This is a genomic window from Streptomyces tatrensis (assembly GCF_049310065.1).
In the GTDB taxonomy this organism is placed as follows: Bacteria; Actinomycetota; Actinomycetes; order Streptomycetales; family Streptomycetaceae; genus Streptomyces.
The window spans coordinates 2,650,641-2,676,781 of the sequence record NZ_JBMDLB010000011.1 but is presented as its reverse complement, the minus strand read 5'-3'; the positions used below and the strand labels follow the sequence as shown (position 1 = coordinate 2,676,781).

At 72.5% G+C, this 26,141-nt stretch carries 21 protein-coding genes; 12 read left to right on the top strand and 9 right to left on the bottom strand.

Annotated elements, in window-relative coordinates; all coding sequences use genetic code 11:
- The first annotated feature begins 56 nt into the window (after positions 1 to 56).
- The 6 genes from ACODT5_RS27845 to ACODT5_RS27820 all read left to right on the top strand — a co-directional run bounded on the left by ACODT5_RS27845 (position 57) and on the right by ACODT5_RS27820 (position 7,486).
- Positions 57 to 260, top strand: coding sequence for a type II 3-dehydroquinate dehydratase (locus ACODT5_RS27845; RefSeq protein WP_422521936.1), 204 nt, complete (start codon positions 57 to 59; stop codon positions 258 to 260).
- Positions 257 to 2,401 (top strand): transketolase, encoded by a 2,145-nt coding sequence (gene tkt, locus ACODT5_RS27840; RefSeq protein ID WP_422521935.1) that lies wholly within the window; start codon positions 257 to 259, stop codon positions 2,399 to 2,401. The genes ACODT5_RS27845 and tkt overlap by 4 nt, the downstream gene beginning before the upstream one ends.
- The gene (aroA, locus tag ACODT5_RS27835) at positions 2,398 to 3,675 is read left to right on the top strand and encodes a 3-phosphoshikimate 1-carboxyvinyltransferase (protein WP_422521934.1); all 1,278 of its coding nucleotides are present in this window, start codon (positions 2,398 to 2,400) and stop codon (positions 3,673 to 3,675) included. The genes tkt and aroA overlap by 4 nt, the downstream gene beginning before the upstream one ends.
- The gene (locus ACODT5_RS27830; protein ID WP_422521933.1) at positions 3,672 to 4,892 is read left to right on the top strand and encodes a 3-hydroxybenzoate 6-monooxygenase; all 1,221 of its coding nucleotides are present in this window, start codon (positions 3,672 to 3,674) and stop codon (positions 4,890 to 4,892) included. Before aroA ends, ACODT5_RS27830 begins: the two co-directional genes overlap by 4 nt.
- Positions 4,889 to 6,073, top strand: coding sequence for a chorismate synthase (gene aroC, locus ACODT5_RS27825; protein ID WP_422521932.1), 1,185 nt, complete (start codon positions 4,889 to 4,891; stop codon positions 6,071 to 6,073). Before ACODT5_RS27830 ends, aroC begins: the two co-directional genes overlap by 4 nt.
- A gap of 201 nt (positions 6,074 to 6,274) precedes the next feature.
- Positions 6,275 to 7,486: an IS701 family transposase gene (locus ACODT5_RS27820; RefSeq protein WP_422521931.1), complete on the top strand. Its 1,212-nt coding sequence runs from the start codon at positions 6,275 to 6,277 to the stop codon at positions 7,484 to 7,486.
- 32 nt (positions 7,487 to 7,518) lie between these two features.
- Here the strand turns inward: ACODT5_RS27820 and ACODT5_RS27815 are convergent, their stop codons facing one another.
- Both ACODT5_RS27815 and ACODT5_RS27810 read right to left on the bottom strand, forming a co-directional pair.
- The gene (locus ACODT5_RS27815; protein WP_422521930.1) at positions 7,519 to 9,480 is read right to left on the bottom strand and encodes a helix-turn-helix domain-containing protein; all 1,962 of its coding nucleotides are present in this window, start codon (positions 9,478 to 9,480) and stop codon (positions 7,519 to 7,521) included.
- 146 nt (positions 9,481 to 9,626) lie between these two features.
- Positions 9,627 to 10,655 carry a mechanosensitive ion channel family protein gene (locus ACODT5_RS27810; RefSeq protein ID WP_422521929.1) on the bottom strand — a complete coding sequence of 343 codons (1,029 nt, stop codon included), beginning with the start codon at positions 10,653 to 10,655 and terminating at the stop codon, positions 9,627 to 9,629.
- Between the two features lie 50 nt (positions 10,656 to 10,705).
- Here ACODT5_RS27810 and ACODT5_RS27805 point away from each other — a divergent pair, with 50 nt between their 5' ends.
- Positions 10,706 to 11,275 carry a dienelactone hydrolase family protein gene (locus ACODT5_RS27805; protein ID WP_422521928.1) on the top strand — a complete coding sequence of 190 codons (570 nt, stop codon included), beginning with the start codon at positions 10,706 to 10,708 and terminating at the stop codon, positions 11,273 to 11,275.
- 104 nt (positions 11,276 to 11,379) lie between these two features.
- Here the strand turns inward: ACODT5_RS27805 and ACODT5_RS27800 are convergent, their stop codons facing one another.
- The 5 genes from ACODT5_RS27800 to ACODT5_RS27780 all read right to left on the bottom strand — a co-directional run bounded on the left by ACODT5_RS27800 (position 11,380) and on the right by ACODT5_RS27780 (position 17,267).
- Positions 11,380 to 12,321, bottom strand: a complete 942-nt coding sequence (locus ACODT5_RS27800; RefSeq protein ID WP_422525058.1) for a zinc metalloprotease — start codon at positions 12,319 to 12,321, stop codon at positions 11,380 to 11,382.
- Between the two features lie 222 nt (positions 12,322 to 12,543).
- Complete coding sequence (locus ACODT5_RS27795; protein WP_422521927.1) at positions 12,544 to 14,229, bottom strand: alkaline phosphatase D family protein; 1,686 nt, start codon at positions 14,227 to 14,229, stop codon at positions 12,544 to 12,546.
- Positions 14,230 to 14,337: 108 nt separating this feature from the next.
- The gene (locus ACODT5_RS27790; RefSeq protein ID WP_422521926.1) at positions 14,338 to 15,135 is read right to left on the bottom strand and encodes a DsbA family protein; all 798 of its coding nucleotides are present in this window, start codon (positions 15,133 to 15,135) and stop codon (positions 14,338 to 14,340) included.
- 65 nt (positions 15,136 to 15,200) lie between these two features.
- On the bottom strand, positions 15,201 to 15,890 hold the full coding sequence (locus ACODT5_RS27785; RefSeq protein ID WP_422521925.1) for a hypothetical protein: 690 nt from the start codon (positions 15,888 to 15,890) through the stop codon (positions 15,201 to 15,203).
- A 51-nt stretch (positions 15,891 to 15,941) separates the two neighbouring features.
- On the bottom strand, positions 15,942 to 17,267 hold the full coding sequence (locus ACODT5_RS27780; protein WP_422525057.1) for a DUF2252 domain-containing protein: 1,326 nt from the start codon (positions 17,265 to 17,267) through the stop codon (positions 15,942 to 15,944).
- A 159-nt stretch (positions 17,268 to 17,426) separates the two neighbouring features.
- Between ACODT5_RS27780 and dnaE the strand changes: the two genes are divergently transcribed.
- On the top strand, positions 17,427 to 20,972 hold the full coding sequence (gene dnaE, locus ACODT5_RS27775) for a DNA polymerase III subunit alpha (protein WP_422521924.1): 3,546 nt from the start codon (positions 17,427 to 17,429) through the stop codon (positions 20,970 to 20,972).
- Positions 20,973 to 21,074: 102 nt separating this feature from the next.
- Here dnaE and ACODT5_RS27770 read toward each other — a convergent pair whose 3' ends face one another.
- The gene (locus ACODT5_RS27770) at positions 21,075 to 21,245 is read right to left on the bottom strand and encodes a hypothetical protein (RefSeq protein ID WP_422521923.1); all 171 of its coding nucleotides are present in this window, start codon (positions 21,243 to 21,245) and stop codon (positions 21,075 to 21,077) included.
- Between the two features lie 229 nt (positions 21,246 to 21,474).
- Between ACODT5_RS27770 and ACODT5_RS27765 the strand changes: the two genes are divergently transcribed.
- The 4 genes from ACODT5_RS27765 to ACODT5_RS27750 are packed head-to-tail and all read left to right on the top strand — an operon-like array spanning position 21,475 to position 25,431.
- Complete coding sequence (locus ACODT5_RS27765; RefSeq protein WP_422521922.1) at positions 21,475 to 22,821, top strand: NYN domain-containing protein; 1,347 nt, start codon at positions 21,475 to 21,477, stop codon at positions 22,819 to 22,821.
- Positions 22,822 to 22,849: 28 nt separating this feature from the next.
- Complete coding sequence (locus ACODT5_RS27760) at positions 22,850 to 23,890, top strand: ABC transporter ATP-binding protein (RefSeq protein WP_422521921.1); 1,041 nt, start codon at positions 22,850 to 22,852, stop codon at positions 23,888 to 23,890.
- Positions 23,887 to 24,687, top strand: coding sequence for an ABC transporter permease (locus tag ACODT5_RS27755; protein WP_422521920.1), 801 nt, complete (start codon positions 23,887 to 23,889; stop codon positions 24,685 to 24,687). Before ACODT5_RS27760 ends, ACODT5_RS27755 begins: the two co-directional genes overlap by 4 nt.
- A 51-nt stretch (positions 24,688 to 24,738) precedes the next feature.
- Complete coding sequence (locus tag ACODT5_RS27750; RefSeq protein WP_422521919.1) at positions 24,739 to 25,431, top strand: hypothetical protein; 693 nt, start codon at positions 24,739 to 24,741, stop codon at positions 25,429 to 25,431.
- A 220-nt stretch (positions 25,432 to 25,651) separates the two neighbouring features.
- Here ACODT5_RS27750 and ybaK read toward each other — a convergent pair whose 3' ends face one another.
- The gene (gene ybaK, locus ACODT5_RS27745) at positions 25,652 to 26,140 is read right to left on the bottom strand and encodes a Cys-tRNA(Pro) deacylase (protein ID WP_422521918.1); all 489 of its coding nucleotides are present in this window, start codon (positions 26,138 to 26,140) and stop codon (positions 25,652 to 25,654) included.
- Position 26,141 lies beyond the last annotated feature (1 nt).

Genomic DNA, 26,141 nt, shown 5'->3' with positions numbered 1-26,141 from the left:
GGGGGGCGGGCCGGGCGGTCCCCGCCCCGGCCGCCCTCACGCACTACCCGTACGCCGTGCGGGACGCCGTGGCCGTGGCCACGGCCACGGCGCCGGTCATCGAGGCGCACCTGTCCAACCCCGGGGCACACGAGTCCTTCCGCCACGTCTCCGAGCCCACTCCAGCGGTCACCGCGACCATCGCGGGGCCCAGCCCAGCCCTTGCCCACGCCCACGCCCGAGCCCACGCCAGCGAACAAGGAGCCCTGACCGTCCGGTGAATACCCAGGCGAGCACCAGCAACCCCGCCTTCGAGTGGTCCGCACTCGACCAGCAGTCCGTCGAAGTCGCTCGCGCCCTCGCGGTCGACGCAGTCGAGAGGGCCGGGCACGGCCACCCCGGCACGGCCATGAGCCTGGCGCCGGCGGCGTACCTCCTCTTCCAGCGGCTGCTGCGCCACGACCCGGCGGCCCCCCGCTGGACCGGTCGCGACCGCTTCGTCCTGTCCTGCGGACACTCCAGCCTCACCCTCTACACCCAGCTCTACCTCTCCGGCTACGGCCTGGAACTCGACGACCTCAAGGCGCTGCGCACCGAGGGCAGCCTCACCCCCGCCCACCCCGAGTACGGGCACACCCCCGGCGTCGAGACCACCACGGGCCCCCTCGGCCAGGGCCTCGGCAACGCCGTCGGCATGGCCATGGCCGCCCGCCGCGAACGCGGCCTCTTCGACCCGGACGCCGCCCCCGGCACTTCCCCGTTCGACCACACCGTCTGGGTGTTCGCCTCCGACGGGGACCTCGAAGAGGGCATCAGCCACGAGGTCGGCTCGCTCGCCGGACACCAGCGGCTCGGCAACCTCGTCGTGCTCTGGGACGACAACCGGATCTCGATCGAGGACGACACCTCCATCGCCGTGTCGGAGGACGTGCTCGCCCGCTACGCCGCCTACGGCTGGCACGTCCGGCAGGTCGACTGGACCCGGACCGGCTCCTACGAAGAGGACGTTCCGGCCCTGCACGCGGCGCTGGCCGCCGCCCGCGAGGAGACCGGCCGTCCCTCGATCGTCGCGCTGCGCACGATCATCGGCTGGCCCGCCCCCACCAAGCAGAACACCGGCAAGATCCACGGATCCGCGCTCGGCGCCGGCGAGGCGGCCGCGGCCAAGGCCGCCATGGGCCTGGACCCGGAGGCCGCCTTCCAGGTCCCCGCCGAGGTGCTCGCCCACGCCCGCGAGGTCGCCGACCGCGGCCGGGCGGCCCGCGCGGAGTGGGACAAGCGTTACCAGGACTGGCGCACCGCCCGGCCCGAGCAGGCGGCCCTCTTCGACAGGGTCGACGCCAAACGGCTGCCCGAGGGCTGGAGCGGCGCGCTGCCGGAGTTCACCGCGGGCGGCGAGATGGCCACCCGCAAGGCCTCGGGCGAGGTGCTGTCCGCGCTGGCCGGCGTACTGCCCGAACTGTGGGGCGGCTCCGCCGACCTCGCCGAGTCCAACAACACCACCATGAAGGACGAACCCTCCTTCATCCCCTCGGAGTTCGCCACCCGGGCCTTCCCCGGCCACCCCTACGGCCGCACGCTCCACTTCGGCATCCGCGAGCACGGCATGGGGGCCGTCCTGAACGGCATCGCCCTGCACGGCGGAACCCGCCCCTACGGCGGCACCTTCCTCGTCTTCTCCGACTACATGCGCCCCGCCGTCCGCCTCGCCGCCATGATGAAGCTGCCCGTCACCTACGTCTGGACCCACGACTCCATCGGACTCGGCGAGGACGGCCCCACCCACCAGCCCGTCGAGCACCTCTGGTCCCTGCGCCTGATCCCCGGCCTCGACGTGGTCCGCCCGGCCGACGCCAACGAGACCGCCGCCGCCTGGCGGGCGATCCTGGAGCGGGACGACCGGCCCGCCGGACTCTGCCTGACCCGCCAGAACGTCCCCGTCCTGCCCGACCCCGGCGCCGCGGCCGTCGCCCGGGGCGGCTACGTACGGGCCGAAGCCGAGGGCGCAGAGCCCCGGGCGCTCGTCCTGGCCACCGGCAGCGAGGTCCACATCGCGCTCGCGGCACGCGAACTCCTGCAGCAGGACGGCATCCCGACCCGGGTCGTCTCGCTGCCCTGCCTGGAGTGGTTCGCGGAGCAGCCCCGGGAGTACCGCGACCGGGTACTCCCGCCGCGCCTGCGCGCAAGGGTCTCGGTGGAGGCGGGCTCCACCCTCGGCTGGCCCACCCTGATCGGCGATGCGGGCGAGGCCGTCGGCATCGACACCTTCGGCGCCTCCGCGCCGTACCCGGCCCTGTACGAGAAGCACGGCCTCACCCCGGAGCGGGTCGCGGCGGCCGTCCGTACGAGCATAGCCCGCGCCGCCGAACGGCAGGCGGCGCCCGGGTCCGAGGGGCCGTCGCCGAAGGAGGGAACCCGATGACCGCGGGGACCCTCGCCGGTACGGGCCGCACGGCCCGGATCCCGGGCTCGAAGAGCATCACCAACCGCGCGCTGCTCCTCGCGGCCGCGGCGGACGGCACCAGCTGCCTGCGCGCCCCCCTGGTCAGCGAGGACACCACCGCCTTCCGGACCGCCCTGACGGGTCTCGGAGTCCAGGTGACGGCGACCCCCCACGACGAGTTCTGGGAGGTCGCGGGCCTCGCCGGAGGACCGGCCCGCGGCGGCCGCGTCTGGTGCGCCGACGCCGGGACCGCGGCCCGCTTCCTGCCGCCCTTCGCCGCGGCCGGCCACGGCTCGTACGTCTTCGACGGCTCGGAGCAGCTGCGCGCCCGCCCGCTCCGCCCGCTCGCCGACGCCCTGGGGCGGCTCGGCGCGAGGGTGCGGACCGAGGACGGGGGCACCCTGCCGCTGCGCATCGACGCCGGGGCGCTCGACGGGGGCGAACTCGCCGTCGACGGGGGGCTGAGCAGCCAGTTCCTGAGCGGGCTGCTCATGGCCGCACCCCTGCTGCGCTCCCCGCTGACCGTGACGGTCGGCGAGCTCGTCAGCCGCCCGTACATCGACATGACCATCGCCCTGATGCGCCGCTTCGGCGCGCGGGTCACCGAAGACGCGCCGGGCGTGTTCGGGATCGGCACCGGCGGATACCGCGCCACCGACCTCGTGATCGAACCGGACGCCTCCACCGCCTCCTACGTCTTCGCGGCCGCGGCCGTCACCGGACGCTCGGTCACCGTGCCCGGTCTCGGGCGGGACAGCCTCCAGGGCGACCTCGGCTTCGCCGGCGTCCTGCGCCGGGCCGGAGCCGAGGTGGAGATCGGCGATCACGCGACGACGGTCACCGGCACCGGCCGGCTCCGCGGCGGATTCGACGTGGACATGGGCACGATCTCGGACACCTTCATGACGCTGGCCGCGATCGCGCCGCTCGCGGACGCCCCCATCACCATCCGCGGCATCGGCCACGCCCGCCTCAAGGAGTCGGACCGGATCGCGGCGGTCGCCCTGAACCTCTCCGCGTGCGGGGTGCGGACCGAGACCGGCCGGGACTGGATCACCGTGCATCCGGGCGAGGTCCGCCCCGCCCGGATCGCCTGCCACCGCGACCACCGGATCGCCATGGCCTTCTCCGTGCTCGGACTGCGCGCACAGGGCCTCCACCTCGACGACCCGGCCTGCGTGGGCAAGACCTTCCCCGGCTTCCACGCCGAACTGGCCCAGCTGTTCCCGAAGACAGAAGGAGAACGAGGATGACGGACGTACTCGTCGCCGGCGGCGGCATAGGCGGACTGGCGACGGCGCTCAGCCTGGCGGCCCGGGGCCACCGGGTGACCGTGCTGGAGCGCCGGCCCGGATTCGCCGAGCTCGGCGCGGGAATCCAGCTGGGCCCCAACGCCTTCCACGCCCTCGACCGGCTCGGTGCGGGACAGGCCGTGCGCGACCGGGCCGTCTTCATCGACGAGCTGCGCTTCATGGACGCCACCACCGGGGAGCGCGTCGCGCGCATGCCGCTGACGGGCGCCTACCGGGAGCGGTTCGGCAACCCGTACGCCGTCGTCCACCGCGGCGACCTCTACCAGCCGCTGCTCGACGCCTGCCGGGCCGCCGACGGAGTCACCCTGCTGGCCGGGCACCCGGTCATCCGGTACGAGCAGACGGCCGAGGAGGTCACGGCGATCACCGACACCGGGCAGCGGTTCACCGGTGACGTACTGATCGGAGCCGACGGCATCCGGTCGGCCGTACGCCGCCAGCTGATCGGAGACGGGGACCCGCGGGTCTCGGGCCACACGATCTACCGCTCCGTCATCCCCATGGAGAAGGTGCCCGAGGAGCTGCGCTGGAACAGCGTGACCCTGTGGGCCGGCCCCAAGTGGCACTTCGTGCACTACGCGATCGGCGGCGGCGAGTTCCTCAACCTGGCCGCCACCCGCGACAACGGCGCGCGCGAGGCGCTCGTAGGGCTGCCGGTGGACCGGGACCACGTACTGGGCGAGTTCCCGGAGCTGGGCGACGCGGCCCGGCGGCTGCTCGAGCTCGGCGAGGAGTGGAAGACCTGGGTGCTGTGCGACCGGGACCCGGTCGAGGGCTGGACGGACGGCCGGGTCGCGCTCATGGGCGACGCCGCGCACCCGATGCTCCAGTACGCGGCCCAGGGCGCCTGCATGGCGCTGGAGGACGCGGTCGTGCTCGGCGAGGTGCTGGACCCGGACGGCCAGGACGTCGTCCGGCGGCTGGCGCGGTACAACGAGCAGCGGCGCGAGCGCACGGCGAAGACCCAGCTGGTGGCCCGGGAGATGGGCACGCAGCTCTACCACCCCGCGGGCGAGGAGGCGACGGCCCGCAACCGGATGCTCGCCGGGTACAGCGCGGACGACCTCTACGACTCGGTGGCGTGGCTCCACGGGTCCCGTGACTTCACGGCCGGGCCGGCGCGGTCCGCCGAACTCGTCGAGGGAGGCGTCCGTTGAGCAGGCTGCGCTGGCTGACGGCCGGGGAATCGCACGGACCGGCCCTGGTGGCGACGCTGGAGGGGCTTCCGGCCGGTGTTCCGGTCACCACCGCCCTGGTGGCCGAGCACCTGGCCCGGCGCCGGCTCGGCTACGGGCGTGGTGCGCGGATGACGTTCGAGCAGGACGAGATCACTTTCCTCGGCGGGGTCCGGCACGGCCTGTCGCTGGGTTCTCCGGTGGCGGTGATGGTCGGCAACAGCGAGTGGCCGAAGTGGCGGACGGTGATGTCGGCCGATCCGGTGGATCCGTCGTCGCTGAAGGAGACGGGCCGCAATGCTCCGCTGACGCGTCCGCGTCCGGGGCACGCGGACCTGGCGGGGATGCAGAAGTACGGGTTCGACGAGGCCCGGCCGGTCCTGGAGCGTGCCAGTGCGCGCGAGACGGCCGCGCGGGTCGCGCTGGGGGCGATCGCCCGGTCCTTCCTGAAGGAGGCCGCCGGGATCGAGATCGTCTCGCACGTGGTGGAACTGGCCGGGGCCAGGGCCCCGTACGGGGTGTACCCGAAGCCGGCCGACGTGGAGGAGCTCGACGCGGACCCCGTGCGATGCCTGGACGCGGACGCGGGCAAGGCGATGGTCGCGGAGATCGACCGGGCCCACAGGGACGGCGACACCCTGGGCGGCGTGGTCGAGGTCCTGGCGTACGGCGTACCCGTCGGGCTCGGCTCGCACGTCCACTGGGACCGGCGCCTGGACGCACGTCTGGCGGCCGCGCTGATGGGCATCCAGGCCATCAAGGGCGTCGAGGTCGGCGACGGCTTCGAACTCGCCCGGGTGCCCGGCTCGAAGGCGCACGACGAGATCGTTTCCACCCCCGAGGGCCTGCGGCGCACCTCCGGCCGTTCCGGCGGCACCGAGGGCGGGCTGAGCACCGGCGAACCGCTGCGGGTGCGGGCCGCGATGAAGCCCATCGCGACGGTGCCGCGGGCGCTCGCCACGGTCGACGTGGCGACCGGCGAGGCGACGGTCGCGCACCACCAGCGCTCCGACGTGTGCGCCGTGCCGGCGGCGGGCATCGTCGCCGAGGCCATGGTCGCCCTCGTGCTGGCCGACGCCCTCGTCGAGAAGTTCGGCGGGGACTCGGTCCCCGAGACCCGCCGCAACGTGCAGTCGTACCTCGGCAACCTCCGGTACACCTGACCCTCCCGGGCCGTACCCGGGCCACACCCCGGTCACATCTCGGCCGACCCCCTACACCCCTTGTGCCGCACGGGGTGTGGGGTCCCGCCACCACCCCCGGCCACAGGCAGGTGGCCGGCGCACCTCCCCCGCGAGGGGGCCCGGGGGCGACGGTATGACTGCATTCGAAGCAGCCTAGGGGGGCCTGTGGTGACCACCGTCATGAACACCATCGTCCGAAGGGAACTGTCCGTCGTGGGTGCGCGGGAGGGCCGCTCCACCGCGGTCCACGACCGGCGCGACCCGCTCCGTGAAATCACCGAGGACCTGTGCGGCACGGTCTTCGCCTCGCTCCGCCGCAAGGACCAGCGGGAGAAGGCCCAGGGGTACGTACGGGGCCTGCTCGCCACCTCGGGGCGCAAGTCCATCCGCAGCATCGCCGCCCACGTCGAGGGGGACGCCGCCGAACAGAGCCTGCACCACTTCATCTTCAGCTCCACCTGGGACTGGCAGCCCCTGCGCACCGCGCTGTCGGGCTACCTGGAGCGCACCACCCCGCCGACGGCGTGGGTCGCCCAGCCGATGGCGATCCCCAAGGGCGGCGAGCACTCGGTCGGCGTGGGCCACCACTTCGACCCGCACCAGGGCCAGATGTTCCGCGGCCAGCAGGCGTTCGGCACCTGGTTCACCTCACCCGAGGTGGCCACGCCGATCGGCTGGCGGCTGTTCGTACCGGACGGCGAGAACGACGCCGGGGCCACCGCCAACTCCGTGCGGCGCAGCGTCGGCAGCCCCGAGCGGGCGCACCACACCTCGTACGAGGAGTGCGCGGCCAGCGGTGTCATCGAGACGGTCAAGGCCGCCGCGATGCCCGCCCACCCGGTGGTCCTCGACATCCGCGACATCGGCACCCGCCTGACGATGAACCGCTTCGCCGAGGCCCGGATCCCCGTCCTCGCCCGGATCAGCCCGGTCGGCCGGCTGCTCGTCACCGACCCCGCGCTGCCCGGCTACGGCGCCGGCCCGCTGAACGCCGAGGACATCCTCCAGTCCCTCAAGGGGCTGCGCGCGCCCGTCGAGTGGGCCGACCCGGTCAACCCGTCGGTGCGCCGCAGCTCCCTCGCCGTCGCCGTCGGCGTGATGATGCCCGACCCGTCGGCCGCCCGGCGGCGCCAGCTCGTGCTGGTCGGCGAGTGGACCGACCCGCACCGGCTGCCGACCCGTCTGTGGATCACCGACATGACCCGGCTGTCCGTGGTCCGCCTGCTGCGGCTGACCAAGCAGGCCCCGCGGGTGGCGCTCGCCTCCCAGCGCAGCGGCCGGGAACTGGGACTGCGCGACTACGCCGGACGTTCCCTGCACGGCTGGCACCGGCACGTCACCCTGGCCTCCATCGCCCACGCCGCCCACAGCCTCGCCGCGGCGCGGCAGTAGCCCCCCGGCCCCCGCCCCACCCGCCTCACCCGTCACACCATGCGAGGAGCGGCCCCGGAGTCGGACCCCGACTCGGTGCGCCGTTCGTGCAGGACGTCGCGGGCCTTGCGCAGCCGCAGCGCCATCTGGATCTCCAGGGCCCGGTCCGGCCGCTGCCAGTGCGGGCCGAGCAGTTCCGTGATGCGCGCCATGCGGCGCGAGACGGTGTTGGCGTGGACGTGCAGCGCCTCGGCCGCACGGGTGGGGCTGCCCCCCGACTCGAAGTACGAGTCCAGGGTGCGGGTCAGCTCCGTGAAGCGGGTCCCGTCGTAGTCCAGGACCGGTCCGATCGTCGACCCGATGAACGCCTCGACATCGTGGTCGGTGGACAACAGCAGTCCCAGGAAGCCCAGTTCGCTCAGCGAGGCGGTTCCGCCGGCGCCGTCGAGCGCCGTCAGGGCGTCCAGGCAGCGCACGGCCTCCGCGTACACCTGGGCCACGTCGCGGGCGCTGCGCGAGGGCCCGGCGGCCCCGGTGGACACCGGGTGCCCGAGCAGCGGTGACAGTTCGGCCGAGACCTGGCGGGCGGCGGCCCCGGCGTCGGAGCCGGGGACCACGAGGACGATGCACCCGCGGCGCACGCCCCCCAGCCCGTTCATCCGGTGGGCGTACGAGGACGCCCAGGCCACCGCCCTGCCCAGCTCCCCGCCCTCCGGCCGGGCCACCACCACCACGTGCGGGCGGTCCAGCTCGATCCCCAGGCGCCGGACGCGCTCCAGCAGGTGCCGGTCGGAGCGGGTCGGCCGGTGCCGGTCCAGCAGTTCCTGGAGCAGCTCCTCGTGGACCGGGCCCTCCGCGGCGGCGGTGCCGCGCTGGATCAGGATCAGCGAGGCCACGGTCTGGGCGGCCATCCGCAGGAGCCGTACGTCCTCGACCGTCAGCGGCGCCGAGGCGTGCAGCACCAGGACGCCGAGCTCCTCGGCGCCGGCCAGCACCGGGACCAGCCACACGTCGCCGGGCAGTTCCACGGGACGCAGCCCGTGGGCCGCCAGGGCCGCCCTCGCGACGGCCTCCTCGTCGAGGTCCGCCGGGAGCTCACCGGTGGAGACCAGCAGCCGCCCGCCGGGATCCCGGACCTGGACGACCCCGTCCAGCGCGTCCGCGGTCGCCCGCGCCAGCGCCGACAGGCTCGCCCCGTCCAGTACCAGCCCGGCCAGCCGGGCGTGGCACTCCCACAGGTAACGGACCCGGGTCAGGGTGGAGTTGGTCTGGGATCCGAACCGCTCCAGCTCGGCGACCTCCTCCTGGGTCTGCTCCAGCAGGCGCGCCTTCTCGATGGCGACGGCCGCCAGGTCGGCGAGCGAGAGCAGCAGCCCGATCTCGTCCGGGGTGAAGCGGCGCACCTCCCGGTCGGCGCCGTACAGGGCGCCCAGCGTGGAGTCCCCGTTGCGCAGGGGCACGGCGATGATCGCGCGCAGCCCCTCGGCCCGGGCCACGGTGTCGAGGCCGGGGCCGTGCGGGACGGCGTCGTCGTTGAGGTAATCGGCGCTCCACAAGGGCGCCCGGTGGGTCTGGGCGGCGCCGCCCAGACCCGAGCCCAGTTCGAGCCCGGTGTTCTGGGTGGTGCTCTCGCCCTCGGAGGTGCGCACGTAACCGGTGCCGTCGGGGCGGTTGAGGGACACCCAGGCCATGTCGAGGCCGAGCAGTCGCCGGGCCCTGCGGTTGATCACCCGGAGCAGGCCGTCCAGGTCGTACGGTGAGGTCAGGTCGTGTGCGGTGTCCACCAGCGCGGCCAGGGACGCCTTTCGCTGCCGGCCGAGCGCGGCGTTGCCGCGGACGGTCTCGGCGAGCTCCAGGGCGCGGGTCAGCTCTGTTATCTCCGCCGCACCGGCCCCGGATCTTCGGGCCTCGTGCAGCAGGGCCTGTAAGACCCCGGGCGGAGCCTCCTGCGCGAGCAGTTCCAGCACGGCCAGCGCGCCGGACCCTCCCCGGTGGGCACCGGTCTCCGGTCCCATACGTGTCTCCCCTCGTCTGACCAGCGCAAATCAAGCCAGCTCCACGAACCTAGGTTCCGTCCGCCGAAGGGTCAAGCGGGGCCTGGCCTTTGGCGCCGGGGAGGTGGTGCGGGGGAGCCAACACCCCTGCCCGGCCTGCCTGTACGTCAGGGGGCGGGCGGGTGAACCGCCTCCGTCATGATGATGCGGGGCAGGGCGTACGGATGGTGGGCCGTCAGCCAGGTGATGAGGCGTTCGCGGACCGCGCAGCGGACGGTCCACACGGCGTCGCCGTCCTTCGCCGTGACCACCGCGCGGACCTGGATGGTGTGCGGGGTGGTGTCGGTGACCGCCAGGGAGCCGGTCCGCCCGTCCCATTCCGGGATGTCCGCCAGGATCCGCTGGAGCTGCTCGCGCATCAGCCCCACCGGGGCACTGTGGTCCAGGTGCCAGAACACGGTGCCCGTCATCTGGGCGCCGCCGCGCGACCAGTTCTCGTACGGCTTGCTCGTGAAGTAGGAGACCGGCATCGTGATCCGGCGCTCGTCCCAGGTGCGGACCGTGAGGAAGGTCAGGGTGATCTCCTCCACCGTGCCCCACTCCTTGTCCACCACCACCGTGTCGCCGATCCGGACGGTGTCGCCGAAGGCGATCTGGAGTCCGGCGAAGAGGTTGCCGAGGGCGGCCTGCGCCGCGATGCCCGCCACGATGCCGAGCACGCCCGCCGAGGCCAGCATCGAGGTGCCGACCGTGCGCATCTCGGGGAACGTCAGGAGCATCGCGCCGAGGGCCACGACGATCACCACCGCCGTGACCACCCGCTGGATCAGCGTGACCTGCGTGCGGACCCGGCGGACCCTGGCCTGGTCGGAGGCGTCGGCCGCGTAGCGGGCGTACGTGGAGTCCACGATCGCCGTCGTGATGCGGATCAGCAGCCACGCGGCCGCGGCGATCAGGACCAGGGTCAGCACGTGCCCGGGGCCGTCCGCGCGCCGCCGCACGGCCTGGAGCAGGGAGGCGGCCAGGACCACCAGGAACGGCGGGCGGCAGCGGCGCAGCAGCCCCCACAGCGGGGTCTCGCTGTGCCGGGCGTCGGCGCGGCGCAGCAGCAGGTCCAGCAGCCAGCCCGCGAGCAGGGTGACGGCCAGGGTGCCGGCGACGGCCGCGATCGGGCGCAGGAAGGAGTCCGTGTCCATGCAGGCCAACGTAACCGGAGGGGCCCGCTCGAAACTGGCACGATGGGGGCATGAACATCATGCTTTTCCATTCGACCTACGGGCTGCGGCCCGCCGTGCGGGAGGCGGCCGACCGGCTGCGCGCGGCCGGGCACCAGGTCCAGGTGCCGGACCTCTTCGAGGGACGCACCTTCGAGACCGTCGAGGAGGGCATGGCCCACCAGGAGGAGATCGGCCGCGACGAGCTGCTCAAGCGGGCGGTACTGGCCTCGGCCCCCTACTCCGACCAGGGCCTGGTCTACGCCGGCTTCTCCTTCGGAGGCTCGATCGCCCAGCACCTGGCGTTCGCCGACGAGAAGGCGCGCGGGCTGCTGCTCCTGCACGGCACGGCCGACCTGGAGGAGAACGCCTACGTCGACGAGCTGCCGGTGCAGCTGCACATCGCCGATCCGGACCCCTTCGAGCCGCACGACTGGCTGACGGCCTGGTACCTGCGGATGCGCAAGGCCGGGGCGGACGTGGAGGTCCACGGCTATCCGGGGGCCGGCCACCTGTTCACCGACCCGGGGCTGGACGACTACGACGCCGAGGCCGCGGAGCAGGCCTGGGCGGTGGCCCTGGCCTTCCTCGACGGCCTTTAGGACGGTCCTCGGGCGGAACACGGCAATGGGGCCCCGCGTGCGGGGCCCCATCGTCATGCGTGCGTCACATCGTTACGGCGCCGGAGCGCCGGAGCGCCGGAGCGTCAGGCGCGGTAGGCCGTCCACATGCTCTTCATGCGGGCCACCTGGCCCGCGGTGAACTGGTACATGCAGTTGTCGTACGTGTAGTCCATGAAGTTGTGGATCGGGTCGACGCCCGCCTTGCTGGCGCAGGTGTCACGGCCCGTCGGGCACTGGAAGGCCGCGCTCTTCTCGGCCGGGGTGTCCGAGACGGAGTCGCCGCTGCCGTTACAGCCGCCCTGGAAGGTGTGGTACAGACCCATCCAGTGGCCGACCTCGTGGGTCGCGGTGTCGCCCTCGTTGTAGTTGGCGGCGGTGCCGCCCGGCAGCGAGGTGTCCAGGACGACCACGCCGTCCATCGACGGCTGGGAGGCGTAGGAGCTGGGGAAGGTGGCCCAGCCCAGCAGCCCGCCGGAGAGGTTGGCGGTGTAGAAGTTCAGGGCGTTCGCGCCGCCCTTGCGCAGGGTGCTCTTCATGGTCTTCTCGGCCGTGGAGCCGGAAGCCAGGTTGTACCAGCTGGCGTTGTCCGTGTAGTCGGTGCCCGCCAGGGTGAACTGGTAGGTGCTGTCGACGTTTCCGGTGCCCTGGCCGGCGTAGGCCGCGTTCAGGACCGCCAGCTGCTTGCTGAGATCGGTGGACGTCAGCTTTCCGGTGGTGCCGGAGTGGATGACGTGGAAGTACACGGGGATGCTGGTGGCGGCCTCGGCGGCGCGCAGGCTGCGCTGCTCCTTCGAGATCTTGTCCAGCTTTGCCTTGAGGTCGGCGTCCATGGCCTTGGACTGGGCCTCGGTGACCTCGTTCGGCTCGGCCGCGTGCTGGTCCTTCGGGCGCGCCACACGGGCGTTGGCCGCCGCGCCGGAGGCCTCCTCGGCGCACACCTCGGCGCCGGTCTTGGCGGCGGCGACCGTGGTGGGGGCGGCGAGCGGGGTGAAGGCCAGGGTGCCTGCGAGTACGGCGGTACCCATCAGGCGGCGGCGAAGAAGGGGGGATATGCGGGCAAGAGCGCGCACGTGTGCTCCTCGCGAGTGGGGGGTTGAGCGGGAGGGATCTCCTCAGCTGGCGGGAATCTTACGTGCGCATGTCATAAACAGGTCAAGTGCTCTACGTAAAAGATTTGTTGCTTCTGATGTCAAAGGGGCGCCTGGTCTACGCCAAGCGCCCCTCCGGACGAAAGATCTGGCTGAGTGTCAGCGCACCGGCCGGTCCGCCCGCTCGACCTTCTGGGTCCCGTTCAGCGTGCGGTAGGAGCGTGCCCAGGCGGCCGTGGCGTCCTGGCGCCGCTTGTCCGAGACGACGTAGTAGTCCATCTGGGAACGCTCGGCCGTCACGTCCAGCACGCCGTAGCCGTGGGCGTCCATGTCCAGCCATTTCACGTGCCGGTTGGCGGCCTTGATGGCCGTCTCGGCGACGAGCGAGGCCGTGTCGGCCGGTACGTGCAGCAGGTCGTCGATGTTGTCGGAGGTCACCGACGTCACCACGAACTCCACGCCCGCCGACCGCGACCACGGGTAGGTGGCAGCCGTCACCGGGACGTCGTTCGCCCAGGCCATGTGGATGTCACCGGTCAGGAAGACGGTGTTGCGGACGGAGCGGTCCGTCAGGTGCCCCAGCAGCTCCCGGCGGTCGTCCGTGTACCCGTCCCACTGGTCCACGTTGACCGCGAGGCCGCCCGCGGGCAGGCCGAGCAGTTCGGCGAGGGGCCCCAGCAGGTGCGCCGGCAGCGACCCGAAGGCCACCGGCGAGATCATCACCGAGGTGCCCACCAGCTTCCAGGTGGCCTGGGAGCCGGCCAGTCCGGCCTTCAGCCAGTCCAGCTGGGCCCGCCCGGTGAGGGTGCGCTCCGGGTCGTCCACCGCGCCGCTGCCCGTGCTCGCCTGCTGCGAGCGGAAGGTGCGCAGGTCCAGCAGGTGCAGGTCGGCGAGGGTGCCGAAGCGCAGCCGGCGGTAGACGGTGCCCTCGGTGGAGGTGCGGACCGGCATCCACTCGAAGTACGCCTGCCGGGCGGCGGCCGCGCGGCCCGCGAAGGAGCCCTCGGTGGCGGGGTCGTGGTTCTCGGCGCCGCCGGACCAGGTGTCGTTGGCGATCTCGTGGTCGTCCCAGATCGCGATGACCGGGTGGGCCCGGTGCAGGGCCTGCAGGTCCGGGTCGGTCTTGTACTTCCCGTGGCGGGTGCGGTAGTCGGCCAGGGTGAGGATCTCGTGCAGCGGCTCGTGCTGCCGTACGACGTACTTCGCCTCGGGGTAACCGCCGCTCTGGTACTCGTAGATGTAGTCGCCCAGATGCAGGACGGCGTCCAGATCGGCCCGCGCGGCCAGGTGGCGGTACGCGGAGAAGTAGCCGGCCTCCCAGTTGGCGCAGGAGACCACGCCGAAGCGGACCCCGGCGGGCGCGGTCGTGGCGGCGGGCGCGGTACGCGTGCGGCCGGCCGGGGAGACGGTGGCGCCGGCGGTGAACCGGTACCAGTAGGCCGTCTGCGGCCGCAGGCCCCGCACGTCGGCCTTGACGGTGTGGTCCGAGGCCGCGCTCGCGGTGACGGTGCCGCTCGCGACGATCCGGGAGAAGGCCTTGTCCTCGGCCACCTCCCAGCCCACCGCCACGGCCGGCCCGACGCCGGAGCCCGGTACGGCCCCGGAGACCGGGGTGACGCGGGTCCACAGCAGGACCCCGTCGGGGAGCGGGTCGCCCGAGGCGACGCCGTGCAGGAAGGAGGGTGTGTCTTCGCTGGTGCCCGTGGCGGCGTGGGCGGCTTCGGCGCCCAGCGCGGCGATCGGGACGAGTGCCGCCGTGGCAGCCGCGGCCAGGACGACCGTACGGCGGCGGGGGGTCGGCGCGATCGCCGATTCCGGGGCGGAAGAGGAGAGTTGACTGGTCACGGATGATCATATTACCGACGGGTATTCGGTCGGGGCCAGACCCGTGAAAGCAACGGACGGGCGAACTCTGGGAGTTCGCCCGTCCGTCGGTGGTCCAGCCCGGAAGCGTCAGCCGGCGATGGCCTTGTCGATCGCCGCCGTGAACGCCTCGGGCGACTGCGGCAGCGGGTCGATCTTCTTGCCGTCCATCTTCAGGGTCGGCGTGCCCTTCACGTCGCTCTTGTCGAAGGTCTTCGACATCTCCAGCGCCCACCGGTCGTAGGTGCCCTCGTCGAGCGCCTTCTTGAACTCGGCGTTCCCCTTGAGCGCCGGGACCTGGTCCGCGACCGTCAGCAGGTAGGAGTCCTTGGCGAACTTGTCGTCCTTCTCCTCCGGGTGGTTCGCCGCGGAGTAGAGGGCCGTCTTGTACTCCAGGAACGCCTCGGGGCTGACGTTGAGGGCCGCGCCCAGCGCGCTCAGGGCGTTCTTCGAGCCGCTGCCGGGGAAGCCGTTGTCCAGGAAGGTGGCGCCGATGAACTGGATCTTGTACTTGCCGGCGTCGACGTCCTTCTTGACCTGCGGGCCGACCGCCTGCTCGAAGCTGGCGCAGACCGGGCAGCGCGCGTCCTCGTACAGCTCCAGGGTCTTCTTGGCGTCGGCCTTGCCGATGACCACCGTCGTGCCGTTCTCGCCCGAGGTGTTCTTCGGCGCGACCACGGGAGCGTCGGCGGCCTTCTCCCAGGCGCTCGGCTTGTTGGACTGGACGACGGCGTAACCGACGCCGCCGGCCAGGGCGAGGGCGGCCACCACGCCGCCCGCCACGAACACCTGCCGGCGGACCTTGGCCTTCTTGGCCTGCTGCTCGCGCTCGATGCGCAGCTTCTCGCGGGCCGCCGCCTTGTTCGCCTGGCTGTTGCGTGCGCTCATCGTTCTCTCCGTGGGGGTGTGGCTCCGCGGTGGAGCCGGCTGTCAGGGGGGACTGTCCTCGTACGTCAGGCGCGAGCGAACGCGCCGGGCGTGCGAGGAGGCCCCCGCCGTCCCACGGAGTGCACGGGGAAGCGGGTACGGGCCACCGCGCTGCGCAGCGCCGCCCGCGGCGAGCGCCGCACCGGAGCCGGCGCCCGCACCGCACGGGCCGAGGCCATCCGCAGCGGCCGGAAGGCGCAGGCGGACGCGGCGCGCAGCAGCCGGCCGAGCGCCCGCTCCCCGCGGTGCAGCCACACCGAGGCGAGCAGTCCGACCGATACGTGCGCGCCCAGCAGCAGCCACGGCGCCCACGGTCCGGGCGCGGCCAGCAGCGCGGCCGGATCGGCGGGCCCGCCCACCTCGGCCAGCGCCCCGCCCACCGGGCTGCCCCCGCAGAAGTCGGCCAGCCCCATGGCCCGCAGCGGACCCGAGACGGGGCCGCCCGCGGGGCCGTAGCAGAGGTGCTGGCCGGAGGTCAGGACGGTGTCGGCGGCCAGCTCCAGGGGGACGAGCAGCCCGGCGATGTGACCGAAGCCCCGCTCGCGCCCGGCCAGGGCGAAGGCGATCGCGAAGACCACGGCGAAGGCCCCTCCCACCAGGGCGGGAGGCAGCGGCACCCGGGACATCAGGACGTGCGAGCCCGTAGAGAGCAGCACGACGACCGCGCTGAACAGCGCGGCCCGCAGCCCTCGGAGACCCACCCCTGATATGTCCATCGTCGCGAGTGTGCCACGAGTCCCTGTGGGGGAGGGCCGGAGGTCCACCCCCTAAGGCAGGATCCTGCCGTTGCGGAAGAGGTCCACGAAGATCTGGTGGTCGGCCCGGGCCCGGGCGCCGTAGGCGTGCGCGAAGTCCACCAGCAGGTTCGCGAAGCCCTCCTCGTCGGCGGCGATGGCCGCGTCGATGGCCCGCTCGGTGGAGAACGGGACCAGCGTCTGACCGCTCTCCTGCTCGTCCGCCGCTCCGTGCATGGTCGCCGTCGCCCGGCCCAGGTCCGCGACCACGGCCGCGATCTCCTCCGGGTCGTCCAGGTCCGACCAGTCCAGGTCCACCGCGTACGGGGAGACCTCCGCGACCAGCTGTCCGGCCCCGTCCAGCTCCGTCCAGCCGAGCCACGGGTCGGCGTGCGCCTGCAGGGCCCGCTGGGAGATCACCGTGCGGTGGCCCTCGTGCAGGAAGTACTCGCGCACCGCGCGGTCGGTCACGTGCCGTGACACCGCCGGGGTCTGCGCCTGCTTGAGGTAGATCACGACGTCGTTCTCCAGGGCGTCGCTGTGCCCCTCCAGCAGGATGTTGTACGAGGGCAGGCCCGCCGAGCCGATCCCGACGCCCCGGCGGCCCACCACGTCCTTGACCCGGTAGGAGTCCGGGCGGACCAGGGACTCGTCGGGCAGGGTCTCCAGGTACCCGTCGAAGGCGGCGAGCACCTTGTACCGGGTGGCCGCGTCCAGCTCGATGGTCCCGGGGCCGGGGGAGAAGCGGCGCTCGAACTCGCGGATCTCGGTCATCGAGTCGAGGAGCGAGAAGCGGGTGCGGCGCCGGGCGGCGCGCAGGGCCTCCAGCAGTGGGCCGTCGGCGGTGTCCAGGGTGAAGGCGGGCACCTCCTCGTTCTTGGCCCCGGTGGCCAGCGCGTGGATGCGCTCCCGGTAGGCGGCCGCGTAGATCCGGACCAGCTCGCTGATCTGGTCGTCGCTGAGCGCCTTGGTGTAGCCGAGCAGGGCGACGGAGGCGGAGAAGCGCTTCAGGTCCCAGGTGAAGGGGCCGACGTAGGCCTCGTCGAAGTCGTTGACGTTGAAGACCAGCCGGCCCTGCGCGTTCATGTAGGTGCCGAAGTTCTCGGCGTGCAGATCGCCGTGGATCCACACCCGGCCCGTGCGCTCGTCCAGGTACGGGCCGCCGTGCCGCTCGCGCTCCAGGTCGGCGTAGAAGAGGCAGGCGGTGCCCCGGTAGAAGGCGAAGGCCGAGGCCGCCATCTTGCGGAACTTGACCCGGAAGGCCGCGGGGTCGGCGGTGATCAGCTCGCCGAAGGCGATGTCGAACACGTCGAGTATCTGCTCGGCGCGCTGCTCGTCGGTCGTCTCGGGAACCGCCATGGCGGGTGCCTCCAGGTGGCGCGGGGTGGAACGCATATCGGACACGGGTCCTTGGGTCTGCAACGGATGAAGCTACCCCGCCGTGCCCGGGAACTGTCACTCGGGCCACGTAGGATTCATAGCTGCCGCCCCCTCTCTCCCCGCCCGGAGGCCCCCACCGTGACCAAGACGCCGTTCACGCACCTGCACGTCCACACCCAGTACTCCCTGCTGGACGGTGCCGCGCGGCTGAAGGACATGTTCAACGCGTGCAACGAGATGGGCATGACGCACATCGCCATGTCCGACCACGGCAACCTGCACGGGGCCTATGACTTCTTCCACACGGCGAAGAAGGCCGGTGTGACGCCGATCATCGGCATCGAGGCGTACGTCGCCCCGGAGTCCCGCCGCAACAAGCGGCGCATCCAGTGGGGCCAGCCGCACCAGAAGCGCGACGACGTCTCCGGTTCCGGCGGTTACACCCACAAGACGATCTGGGCGGCGAACTCCACCGGGCTGCACAACCTCTTCCGGCTGTCCTCCGACGCGTACGCCGAGGGCTGGCTCACGAAGTGGCCGCGCATGGACAAGGAGACCATCAGCCAGTGGTCCGAAGGCCTCATCGCCTCCACCGGCTGCCCCTCCGGCGAGCTCCAGACCCGACTGCGCCTCGGCCAGTTCGACGAGGCCCTGAAGGCCGCGTCCGAATACCAGGACATCTTCGGCAAGGACCGCTACTTCCTGGAGCTGATGGACCACGGCATCGAGATCGAGCGCCGGGTCCGCGACGGGCTGCTGGAGGTCGGCAAGAAGCTCGGCATCCCGCCCCTGGTCACCAACGACTCGCACTACACGTACGCCCACGAGTCGACGGCGCACGACGCCCTGCTGTGCATCCAGACCGGCAAGAACCTCTCCGACCCGGACCGCTTCCGCTTCGACGGCACCGGCTACTACCTGAAGTCCACGGAGGAGATGTACGCCGTCGACTCCTCGGACGCCTGGCAGGAGGGGTGCCGCAACACCCTCCTGGTGGCCGAGCAGATCGACACCACCGGCATGTTCGAGGCCAAGAACCTCATGCCGAAGTTCGAGATCCCCGAAGAGGGCTACACCGAGATCACCTGGTTCAAGGAGGAAGTGCGGCGCGGCATGGCCCGCCGCTACCCCGGAGGCGTCCCCGACGACCGGCAGAAGCAGGCCGACTACGAGCTGGACGTCATCATCCAGATGGGGTTCCCGGGCTACTTCCTCGTCGTCGCCGACTTCATCATGTGGGCCAAGAAGCAGGGCATCGCGGTCGGCCCCGGCCGAGGCTCCGCCGCCGGCTCGATCGTCGCCTACGCCATGGGCATCACCGACCTCGACCCGATCACCCACGGCCTGATCTTCGAGCGCTTCCTGAACCCCGAGCGCGTCTCCATGCCCGATGTCGACATCGACTTCGACGAGCGCAGGCGCGTCGAAGTGATCCGGTACGTGACCGACAAGTACGGCGACGACAAGGTCGCCATGATCGGCACGTACGGAAAGATCAAGGCGAAGAACGCCATCAAGGACTCGGCCCGCGTCCTCGGCTACCCGTACGCCATGGGCGACCGGCTCACCAAGGCCATGCCCGCCGACGTCCTCGGCAAGGGCATCGACCTCAACGGCATCACCGACCCCTCGCACCCGCGCTACGGCGAGGCCGGCGAGATCCGGGCGATGTACGAGAACGAGCCGGACGTGAAGAAGGTCATCGACACCGCCCGCGGTGTGGAGGGCCTGGTCCGCCAGATGGGCGTGCACGCCGCCGGCGTGATCATGTCCAGCGAGCCGATCGTCGACCACGCACCGGTCTGGGTCCGGCACACGGACGGCGTCACCATCACGCAGTGGGACTACCCCCAGTGCGAGTCGCTCGGCCTGATCAAGATGGACTTCCTGGGCCTGCGCAACCTCACGATCATGGACGACGCCGTCAAGATGGTGAAGGCCAACAAGGGGATCGACCTCGACCTCCTCGGCCTGCCGCTCGACGACCCCAAGACCTTCGAACTGCTCGGCCGCGGCGACACCCTCGGCGTCTTCCAGTTCGACGGCGGGCCCATGCGCTCCCTGCTGCGCCTGATGAAGCCCGACAACTTCGAGGACATCTCCGCCGTCTCGGCCCTGTACCGGCCGGGCCCGATGGGCATGAACTCGCACACGAACTACGCCCTGCGCAAGAACAAGCAGCAGGAGATCACCCCGATCCACCCGGAGCTGGAGGAGCCGCTCAGGGAGATCCTCGGCGTCACCTACGGCCTCATCGTGTACCAGGAGCAGGTCCAGAAGGCCGCCCAGATCATCGCCGGCTACTCGCTCGGCGAGGCCGACATCCTGCGCCGCGTGATGGGCAAGAAGAAGCCCGACGAACTGGCGAAGAACTTCGTCATCTTCGAGGCCGGCGCCAAGGAGAAGGGCTTCAGCGACCAGGCGATCAAGGCGCTGTGGGACGTGCTGGTCCCCTTCGCCGGCTACGCCTTCAACAAGGCCCACTCGGCCGCGTACGGCCTGGTCTCCTACTGGACCGCCTACCTCAAGGCCAATTTCCCGGCCGAGTACATGGCCGGCCTGCTCACCTCGGTCAAGGACGACAAGGACAAGTCCGCGATCTACCTGAACGAGTGCCGCCGGATGGGCATCAAGGTGCTCCCGCCGAACGTGAACGAGTCGGAGGCGAACTTCGCCGCCCAGGGCGACGACGTGATCCTCTTCGGCCTCACCGCCGTGCGCAACGTCGGCACCAACGTCGTCGAGTCGATCATCAAGAGCAGGAAGGCCAAGGGGAAGTACTCCACCTTCCCCGACTTCCTCGACAAGGTCGAAGCCGTCGTCTGTAACAAGCGCACCGTCGAATCCCTGATCAAGGCCGGCGCCTTCGACGAGATGGGCCACACCCGCAAGGGCCTGGTCGCCCACCACGAACCGATGATCGACAACGTGGTCGCCGTCAAGCGCAAGGAGGCCGAGGGGCAGTTCGACCTCTTCGGCGGAATGGGCGACGAGAGCGCGGGCGACGAGCCGGGCTTCGGCCTCGACGTGGAGTTCTCCGACGTCGAGTGGGAGAAGGCCTACCTGCTCGCCCAGGAGCGCGAGATGCTCGGCCTCTACGTCTCCGACCACCCGCTCTTCGGCCTGGAGCACGTGCTCTCCGACAAGACCGACGCCGGCATCTCCCAGCTCACCGGCGGAGAGCACGGCGACGGCGCGGTCGTCACCATCGGCGGCATCATCTCGGGTCTCCAGCGCAAGATGACCAAGCAGGGCAACGCCTGGGCCATCGCCACCGTCGAGGACCTGGCCGGCTCCATCGAATGCATGTTCTTCCCCGCGACCTACCAGCTCGTCTCCACCCAGCTGGTCGAGGACACGGTCGTCTTCGTCAAGGGCCGCCTGGACAAGCGCGAGGACGTCCCCCGGCTCGTCGCCATGGAAATGATGGTCCCGGACCTCTCCAACGCCGGCACCAACGCCCCCGTCGTCCTCACCATCCCGACCGTCAAGGTCACCCCGCCGATGGTGACCCGGCTCGGCGAGATCCTGCGCCACCACCAGGGCAACAGCGAGGTGCGGATCAAGCTCCAGGGGCCGCGCACCACCACCGTGCTCCGGCTCGACAAGCACCGGGTCAAGCCCGACCCGGCGCTCTTCGGCGACCTCAAGGTGCTGCTCGGCCCGTCCTGCCTGGCCGGCTAGCCACCACCCGCCCCCCGGCACCACTGCCTCATGCGTGGGAAGGCCCGCCCCTGTCGACGGGGGCGGGCCTTCCCGCATACGGAGTGGTGCGGGGTGGAGGTGTCAGTTGTGGCCGAACTTCTTTTCCCTCTTCTTGCCGGCCATCTGCAGCGGACTCGGGGCCGCCGGGGTCGAGGTCGAGGACGAGGAGTCCATCGAGCTCTTCGCCGGATCCTGTGCAGCCGAGCGCTCTTCGGACTTGGCGGGCTGCTGGCGGTTCTTGTTCTTGGCCATGGGATGCCTCCGTGGGGGGTTTAGGGGCCAGGGCCGCCTTCACACTCACACAGGGCCGTAAACGGCGCATTTTGGATCATTACCGCGCGTAGTCGGGGCTCCTGCCGGGGACCTCTGAGAGATACGCCACGCCGATGATCGAGTTCCGGCCGTCAAGGCCGTTGCCGTCGGGCAGACTCGGGGAAACCGCGAAAGACACAGAGGACCCCCAGGGAAGAGGGTGGTACGCGTGGACCGCTGCGTCGTCCTGGTGGACGCCGGCTATCTGCTGGGCGCCGCCGCGAGCCTCCTCGCAGGAGAGCCGTCCCGCTCCCGGATCACCGTCGACCATGCGGCGCTCATCCAGGGCCTGCGCGAGCGCGCCGAAGCCGACACCGAACAGCCGCTCCTGCGGATCTACTGGTTCGACGGCGCACCCGACCGGGTGCCCCAGCCCGAGCACCGGCGGCTGCGCGTCATGCCCCGCGTCACCGTCCGCCTCGGCGCCCTGACCCGCAGCGACGGCCGCTGGGCCCAGAAGGGCGTCGACGCGGCCATGCACGCCGAGCTCACCGAGCTCGCCCGCAACCGGGCCTGCTCGGACGTCGTGCTCGTCACCGGCGACGGAGACCTGCTGCCCGGCCTGATGTCCGCCAAGGAACACGGGGTCGCCGTCCACCTGTGGGCCGTCCAGGCCGCCGACGGGGACTACAACCAGTCCGAGGACCTCGTCGCCGAAGCCGACGAACGCCGCGTCCTGGACCGCACCTGGATCACCCGCGCCGTCCGCGCCCGCGACCTCACCGGACTCTGCGCCCCGGCCCCGGCCCCGCGCCCCGAGATCGCCGCCATCCTCTCCGCACCCCTGCCCGAGGCAGCCCTCGCCGAAGCCGCCCGCGGCAACGGAAGCCGGCCCGCGGCCCCCGTGGAGCCCGAGGAGGGCGGCGCACCGGCCGCCGCCGGATCCACCACCGCCAACGGCAGGACCGTCCCGACCCCGAAGGACCTCGCGGGCGCCCTGCGCGCCCCCGGCGCCCCCGCGGCCGCACCCGGGCCCGGCCAGGCCCTCGGCGGGGCCCCGGCCGGCAGCGCCCTGCGGTGGTCCTCCGACAAGGGGTGGATCGACCGGGCCGGGCCGCTCGGCGAGCCCGCCGAGACCGCCTCGCTGCCCACCCTCGCCCAGCTCACCTCCGCCGAGCAGCGCTGGGCGGACCGCGAGGAGGACATCACCACGGTCGGCGGCGACCCCTTCGAGGTCGGCCAGGTGTTCGCCCGGCGCTGGATGGAACGGCTCCCGGAGACCGTGCACCTGCAGAAGCTCGCCACCATGTACCCGCGGATCCCGCACCGGATCGACGGGGAGCTGCTGCGCTACGCCGCCCGGTTCGGACTCCTCGCGCACAAGGACGACCAGATCGACGAGCACGACCGCTACGCCATCCGGGCCGGCTTCTGGCGCGAGATCGACGTACGGGCGGCCGCGGAACACGTGGCCGGGGCCGGATCGGCGACCGGCCCGGCCCTCGTCCCCGGTGCCCCGGTGGCCCCCGCCGCGGCCCCCGTCGCGGTGGCCCCGGCGGCCCCGGCAGCCGAGTAGGGGCCGCAACCCCGTAGGCTGCTCCCTCGTGAGTACGGGGACAGCACAGGCGGATACGGACACGGCAGGGGCCGCGGGACCGGCCCCCGACGTGGTCTGCGCGGTACGTGACCTGGTCAAGACGTATCCCGCGGTACGAGGACGGCGCGGGGCCCCGGCCCTGCCCGAGACCCGTGCCACCGACGGGATCTCCCTGGACGTGCGGCGCGGCGAGATCTTCGGGCTGCTCGGCCCCAACGGCGCCGGCAAATCGACCCTGGTCCGCCAGCTCACCGGCCTGCTGCGGCCCGACTCCGGCTCGGTGAACCTGCTCGGCCACGACCTCGTGCGCCACCCCGACCGGTCGGCCCGGCTGCTCTCCTACCTCGGCCAGGAATCCACCGCCCTCGACGAGCTCACGGTCTCGCTGGCCGCCGAGACGACCGGCCGGCTGCGCGGGCTCGGCCTGCGCGAGGCGCGGACCGTACGGGACTCCGTACTGGAGGAGCTCGGGCTGACGGGGATCGCCGGGCGCCCCCTGAAGAAGCTGTCCGGCGGGCAGCGGCGCCTCGCGTGCTTCGCCGCCGCGCTGGTGGGGGAGCGGCCCGTCCTGGTGCTCGACGAGCCCACGACCGGCATGGACCCGGTGGCCCGGCGGGCCGTCTGGGCCGCCGTCGACCGCCGCCGCGCCGAGACCGGGGCCACCGTGCTGCTGGTCACCCACAACGTCATCGAGGCCGAGACCGTCCTCGACCGGGTCGCCGTCATCGACCAGGGCCGGGTCATCGCCTGCGACACCCCGGCCGGGCTCAAGGCCCAGGTGTCCGGAGAGGTCCGGCTCGAACTGGTCTGGCGCACCACGCCGCCCCTGGAGCTCCCGGAGGTCGCCGCGCTCGCCGCGGCGGCCACCGAATCCGGTCGGCGCTGGGTGCTGCGGCTCGGCCCCGACGAGGCGCGGGCGGCGGTGGCCGCCGTGACCGGCGGCCCGGCCTTCGCAGCCCTCGACGATTTCACGCTGGCCACGCCGAGCCTGGAGGACGTGTACCTCGCCCTGGGCGGACGCACCTCGAAGGGACTGGTGAAGGCGTGAGCGCCACCGCCACGACGGCCACGGCCGCCGCCGACACCGCCGCGGGCGTACTGGCCCCGCGCGCCCGGTTCTTCCCGGCGCTGGCCGCCGTCTACCGGGCCCAGCTGTCCCGCGCGCGGGTCTCGCGGATCCCCCTGCTGTTCGTGGCCACCTTCCAGTCCGTCGGGATCATGATCCTGATGCGGGGCGTGGTCGACGGGGGCTCCGAGGCGCGGGCCGTCGTCGCCGGTTCCTCCGTGCTGGTCGTCGCCTTCGTCGCGCTGAACCTGCTCGCCCAGTACTTCGGCCAGCTCCGGGCCAGCGGCGGGCTCGACCACTACGCCACCCTGCCGGTGCCACCCGCGTCCGTGGTGCTGGGCGCGGCCGCCGCGTACGCCTCCTTCACGCTGCCCGGCACGCTGGTGACGGCCGTCTTCGGCAGCGTGCTGTTCGGGCTGCCGATGGGCGGCCTGTGGATCCTGGCCGCCGTGGTGCCGCTGGCCGGCGCCGCCCTCGCCGGACTCGGCGCGGCGCTGGGCCTGCTCGCCCCCCGGCAGGAGCTGGCCACGCTCGCCGGACAGCTCGGCATGTCCGCGGCCCTGCTGCTGGGCGTACTGCCGCCCGAGCGGATGCCGGACGTCATCGTCTGGGCGCGGGACCTGCTGCCGTCCACGTACGGCGTCGAGGCCTTCGCCCGGACCTTCGAGCCGCATCCCGACTGGGCGGCGGTCCTCCTCGACCTCGGCGTGTGCGCGGGGGTGGGGGTGCTGTCCCTCGCCCTCGCGACCTGGGCCTACCGGCGGGCAGCGGTCCGCTGACGCCCGCCGGGGCCGATCGTTAAATCAAACACTTCCTGGCACGATGTGGGGGTGACCGAAGCCGTGACCCCCTATGACAAGCCCGACCAGCCGCCGTCGGAGTCCCCTTCGGCCGCGACAGCGGCCGAGTCCGCGCCCGCGCCGGAGCCCGCCTTCTCCCCGTCCGACATCCGCGACGGGGCCGCCATCGCCCTCGTGGTCGGCGTGGCCGGCGTGCTGCTCGGACTGCTGTGGGTCTGGCTCGCGCCGAGGGTGCAGTACGTCTCCAACGGCGAGGCGGTGTTCCTGCGGGACACCGAGAGCGAGGCCCGCATCGGGGCCGACGGGACCTTCCTGCTGCTGTCCGTGGGATTCGGCGTGCTGAGCGCGCTGGGCGTCTTCCTGTGGCGCCGTGCCGGGGGCGCCGCGCAGGTGGTCGGGCTCGCGGTCGGATCGGTCTTCGCCGCGCTGGTGGGCTGGCGCGTGGGCCTGTGGCTCGGCCCCTCCTCGGACCTGGTGGCGGCCGCGCGGGAGGCGGGGAAGGGTGTCCCCTTCGAGGCCCCGCTCGAGTTGCTCGCGCACGGGGCGCTGCTCGGCTGGCCGATGGCCGCGGTCGTCGTCCACCTCGCCCTGACGGCCCTGTGGGGTACGCGGGATCCCGCGCCTGATCTCGCGATGTGGCCGTCCGGGTACTACCAGGCCCCTGCCGGGCCTGCCGTGCACCCGTCCCCGGACCCGTCCGGTACGGAGCCTCCGCGGCCGTAGGCCCTGCGGGAACTGTCCCCTACCCGCCCTTCGCCCGTTCCCCGGGGCTCCGCCCCGGACCCCGCGCCTCAAACGCCGGCGGGGCTGGATATATCCAGCTCCGCCGGCGTTTGAGGCGATCTTTTCAGCCCGTCCGGCGTTTGAGGACCGGGTCCGGGCAGAGCCCGGGGAACGGGCGAAGGGCGGGTAGGGGAACTCCGCCCCGCAGGGCGCCGGGGCGCTACGCGCGGGCGATCGGGGCCGGAGTGGCCGCGGTCAGGGCGGTCAGGGTGGCGGGGGCGAGCTCGACCTCCAGGCCGCGGCGGCCCGCCGAGACGCAGATGGTGGGGAAGCCGGAGGCCGAGGCGTCCAGGACCGTGCGGAGCCGCTTGCGCTGGCCCAGCGGAGAGATGCCGCCCAGGACGTAGCCCGTGGTGCGCTCGGCCAGGGCCGGGTCGGCCATCGCCGCCCGCTTGCCGCCCACCGCGGCGGCCAGGGCCTTCAGGTCGAGGCTGCCCGAGACCGGGACCACCGCCACCACCAGCGCGCCGTCCACCTCGGCCAGCAGCGTCTTGAAGACCTGCGCGGGGGAGACCCCGAGGGCCTGGGCCGCCTCCTCGCCGTACGACGGGTGGGCCGGGTCGTGCTCGTAGGCGTGCACGGTGAAATCGGCGCCGGCCGCCGTCAGGGCCACGATCGCCGGAGTGCCCGCCGGCTTCTTCTTCGCCATC

Bases quoted from the DNA above. Each gene is read 5' to 3' on its own strand.
- aroA (WP_422521934.1), top strand. From the start codon at position 2,398: ATGACCGCGGGGACCCTCGCCGGTACGGGCCGCACGGCCCGGATCCCG.
- ACODT5_RS27830 (WP_422521933.1), top strand. From the start codon at position 3,672: ATGACGGACGTACTCGTCGCCGGCGGCGGCATAGGCGGACTGGCGACG.
- ACODT5_RS27820 (WP_422521931.1), top strand. From the start codon at position 6,275: ATGAACACCATCGTCCGAAGGGAACTGTCCGTCGTGGGTGCGCGGGAG.
- ACODT5_RS27815 (WP_422521930.1), bottom strand. From the start codon at position 9,480: ATGGGACCGGAGACCGGTGCCCACCGGGGAGGGTCCGGCGCGCTGGCC.
- ACODT5_RS27810 (WP_422521929.1), bottom strand. From the start codon at position 10,655: ATGGACACGGACTCCTTCCTGCGCCCGATCGCGGCCGTCGCCGGCACC.
- ACODT5_RS27805 (WP_422521928.1), top strand. From the start codon at position 10,706: ATGAACATCATGCTTTTCCATTCGACCTACGGGCTGCGGCCCGCCGTG.
- ACODT5_RS27800 (WP_422525058.1), bottom strand. From the start codon at position 12,321: ATGGGTACCGCCGTACTCGCAGGCACCCTGGCCTTCACCCCGCTCGCC.
- ACODT5_RS27790 (WP_422521926.1), bottom strand. From the start codon at position 15,135: ATGAGCGCACGCAACAGCCAGGCGAACAAGGCGGCGGCCCGCGAGAAG.
- ACODT5_RS27785 (WP_422521925.1), bottom strand. From the start codon at position 15,890: ATGGACATATCAGGGGTGGGTCTCCGAGGGCTGCGGGCCGCGCTGTTC.
- ACODT5_RS27780 (WP_422525057.1), bottom strand. From the start codon at position 17,267: ATGGCGGTTCCCGAGACGACCGACGAGCAGCGCGCCGAGCAGATACTC.
- ACODT5_RS27770 (WP_422521923.1), bottom strand. From the start codon at position 21,245: ATGGCCAAGAACAAGAACCGCCAGCAGCCCGCCAAGTCCGAAGAGCGC.
- ybaK (WP_422521918.1), bottom strand. From the start codon at position 26,140: ATGGCGAAGAAGAAGCCGGCGGGCACTCCGGCGATCGTGGCCCTGACG.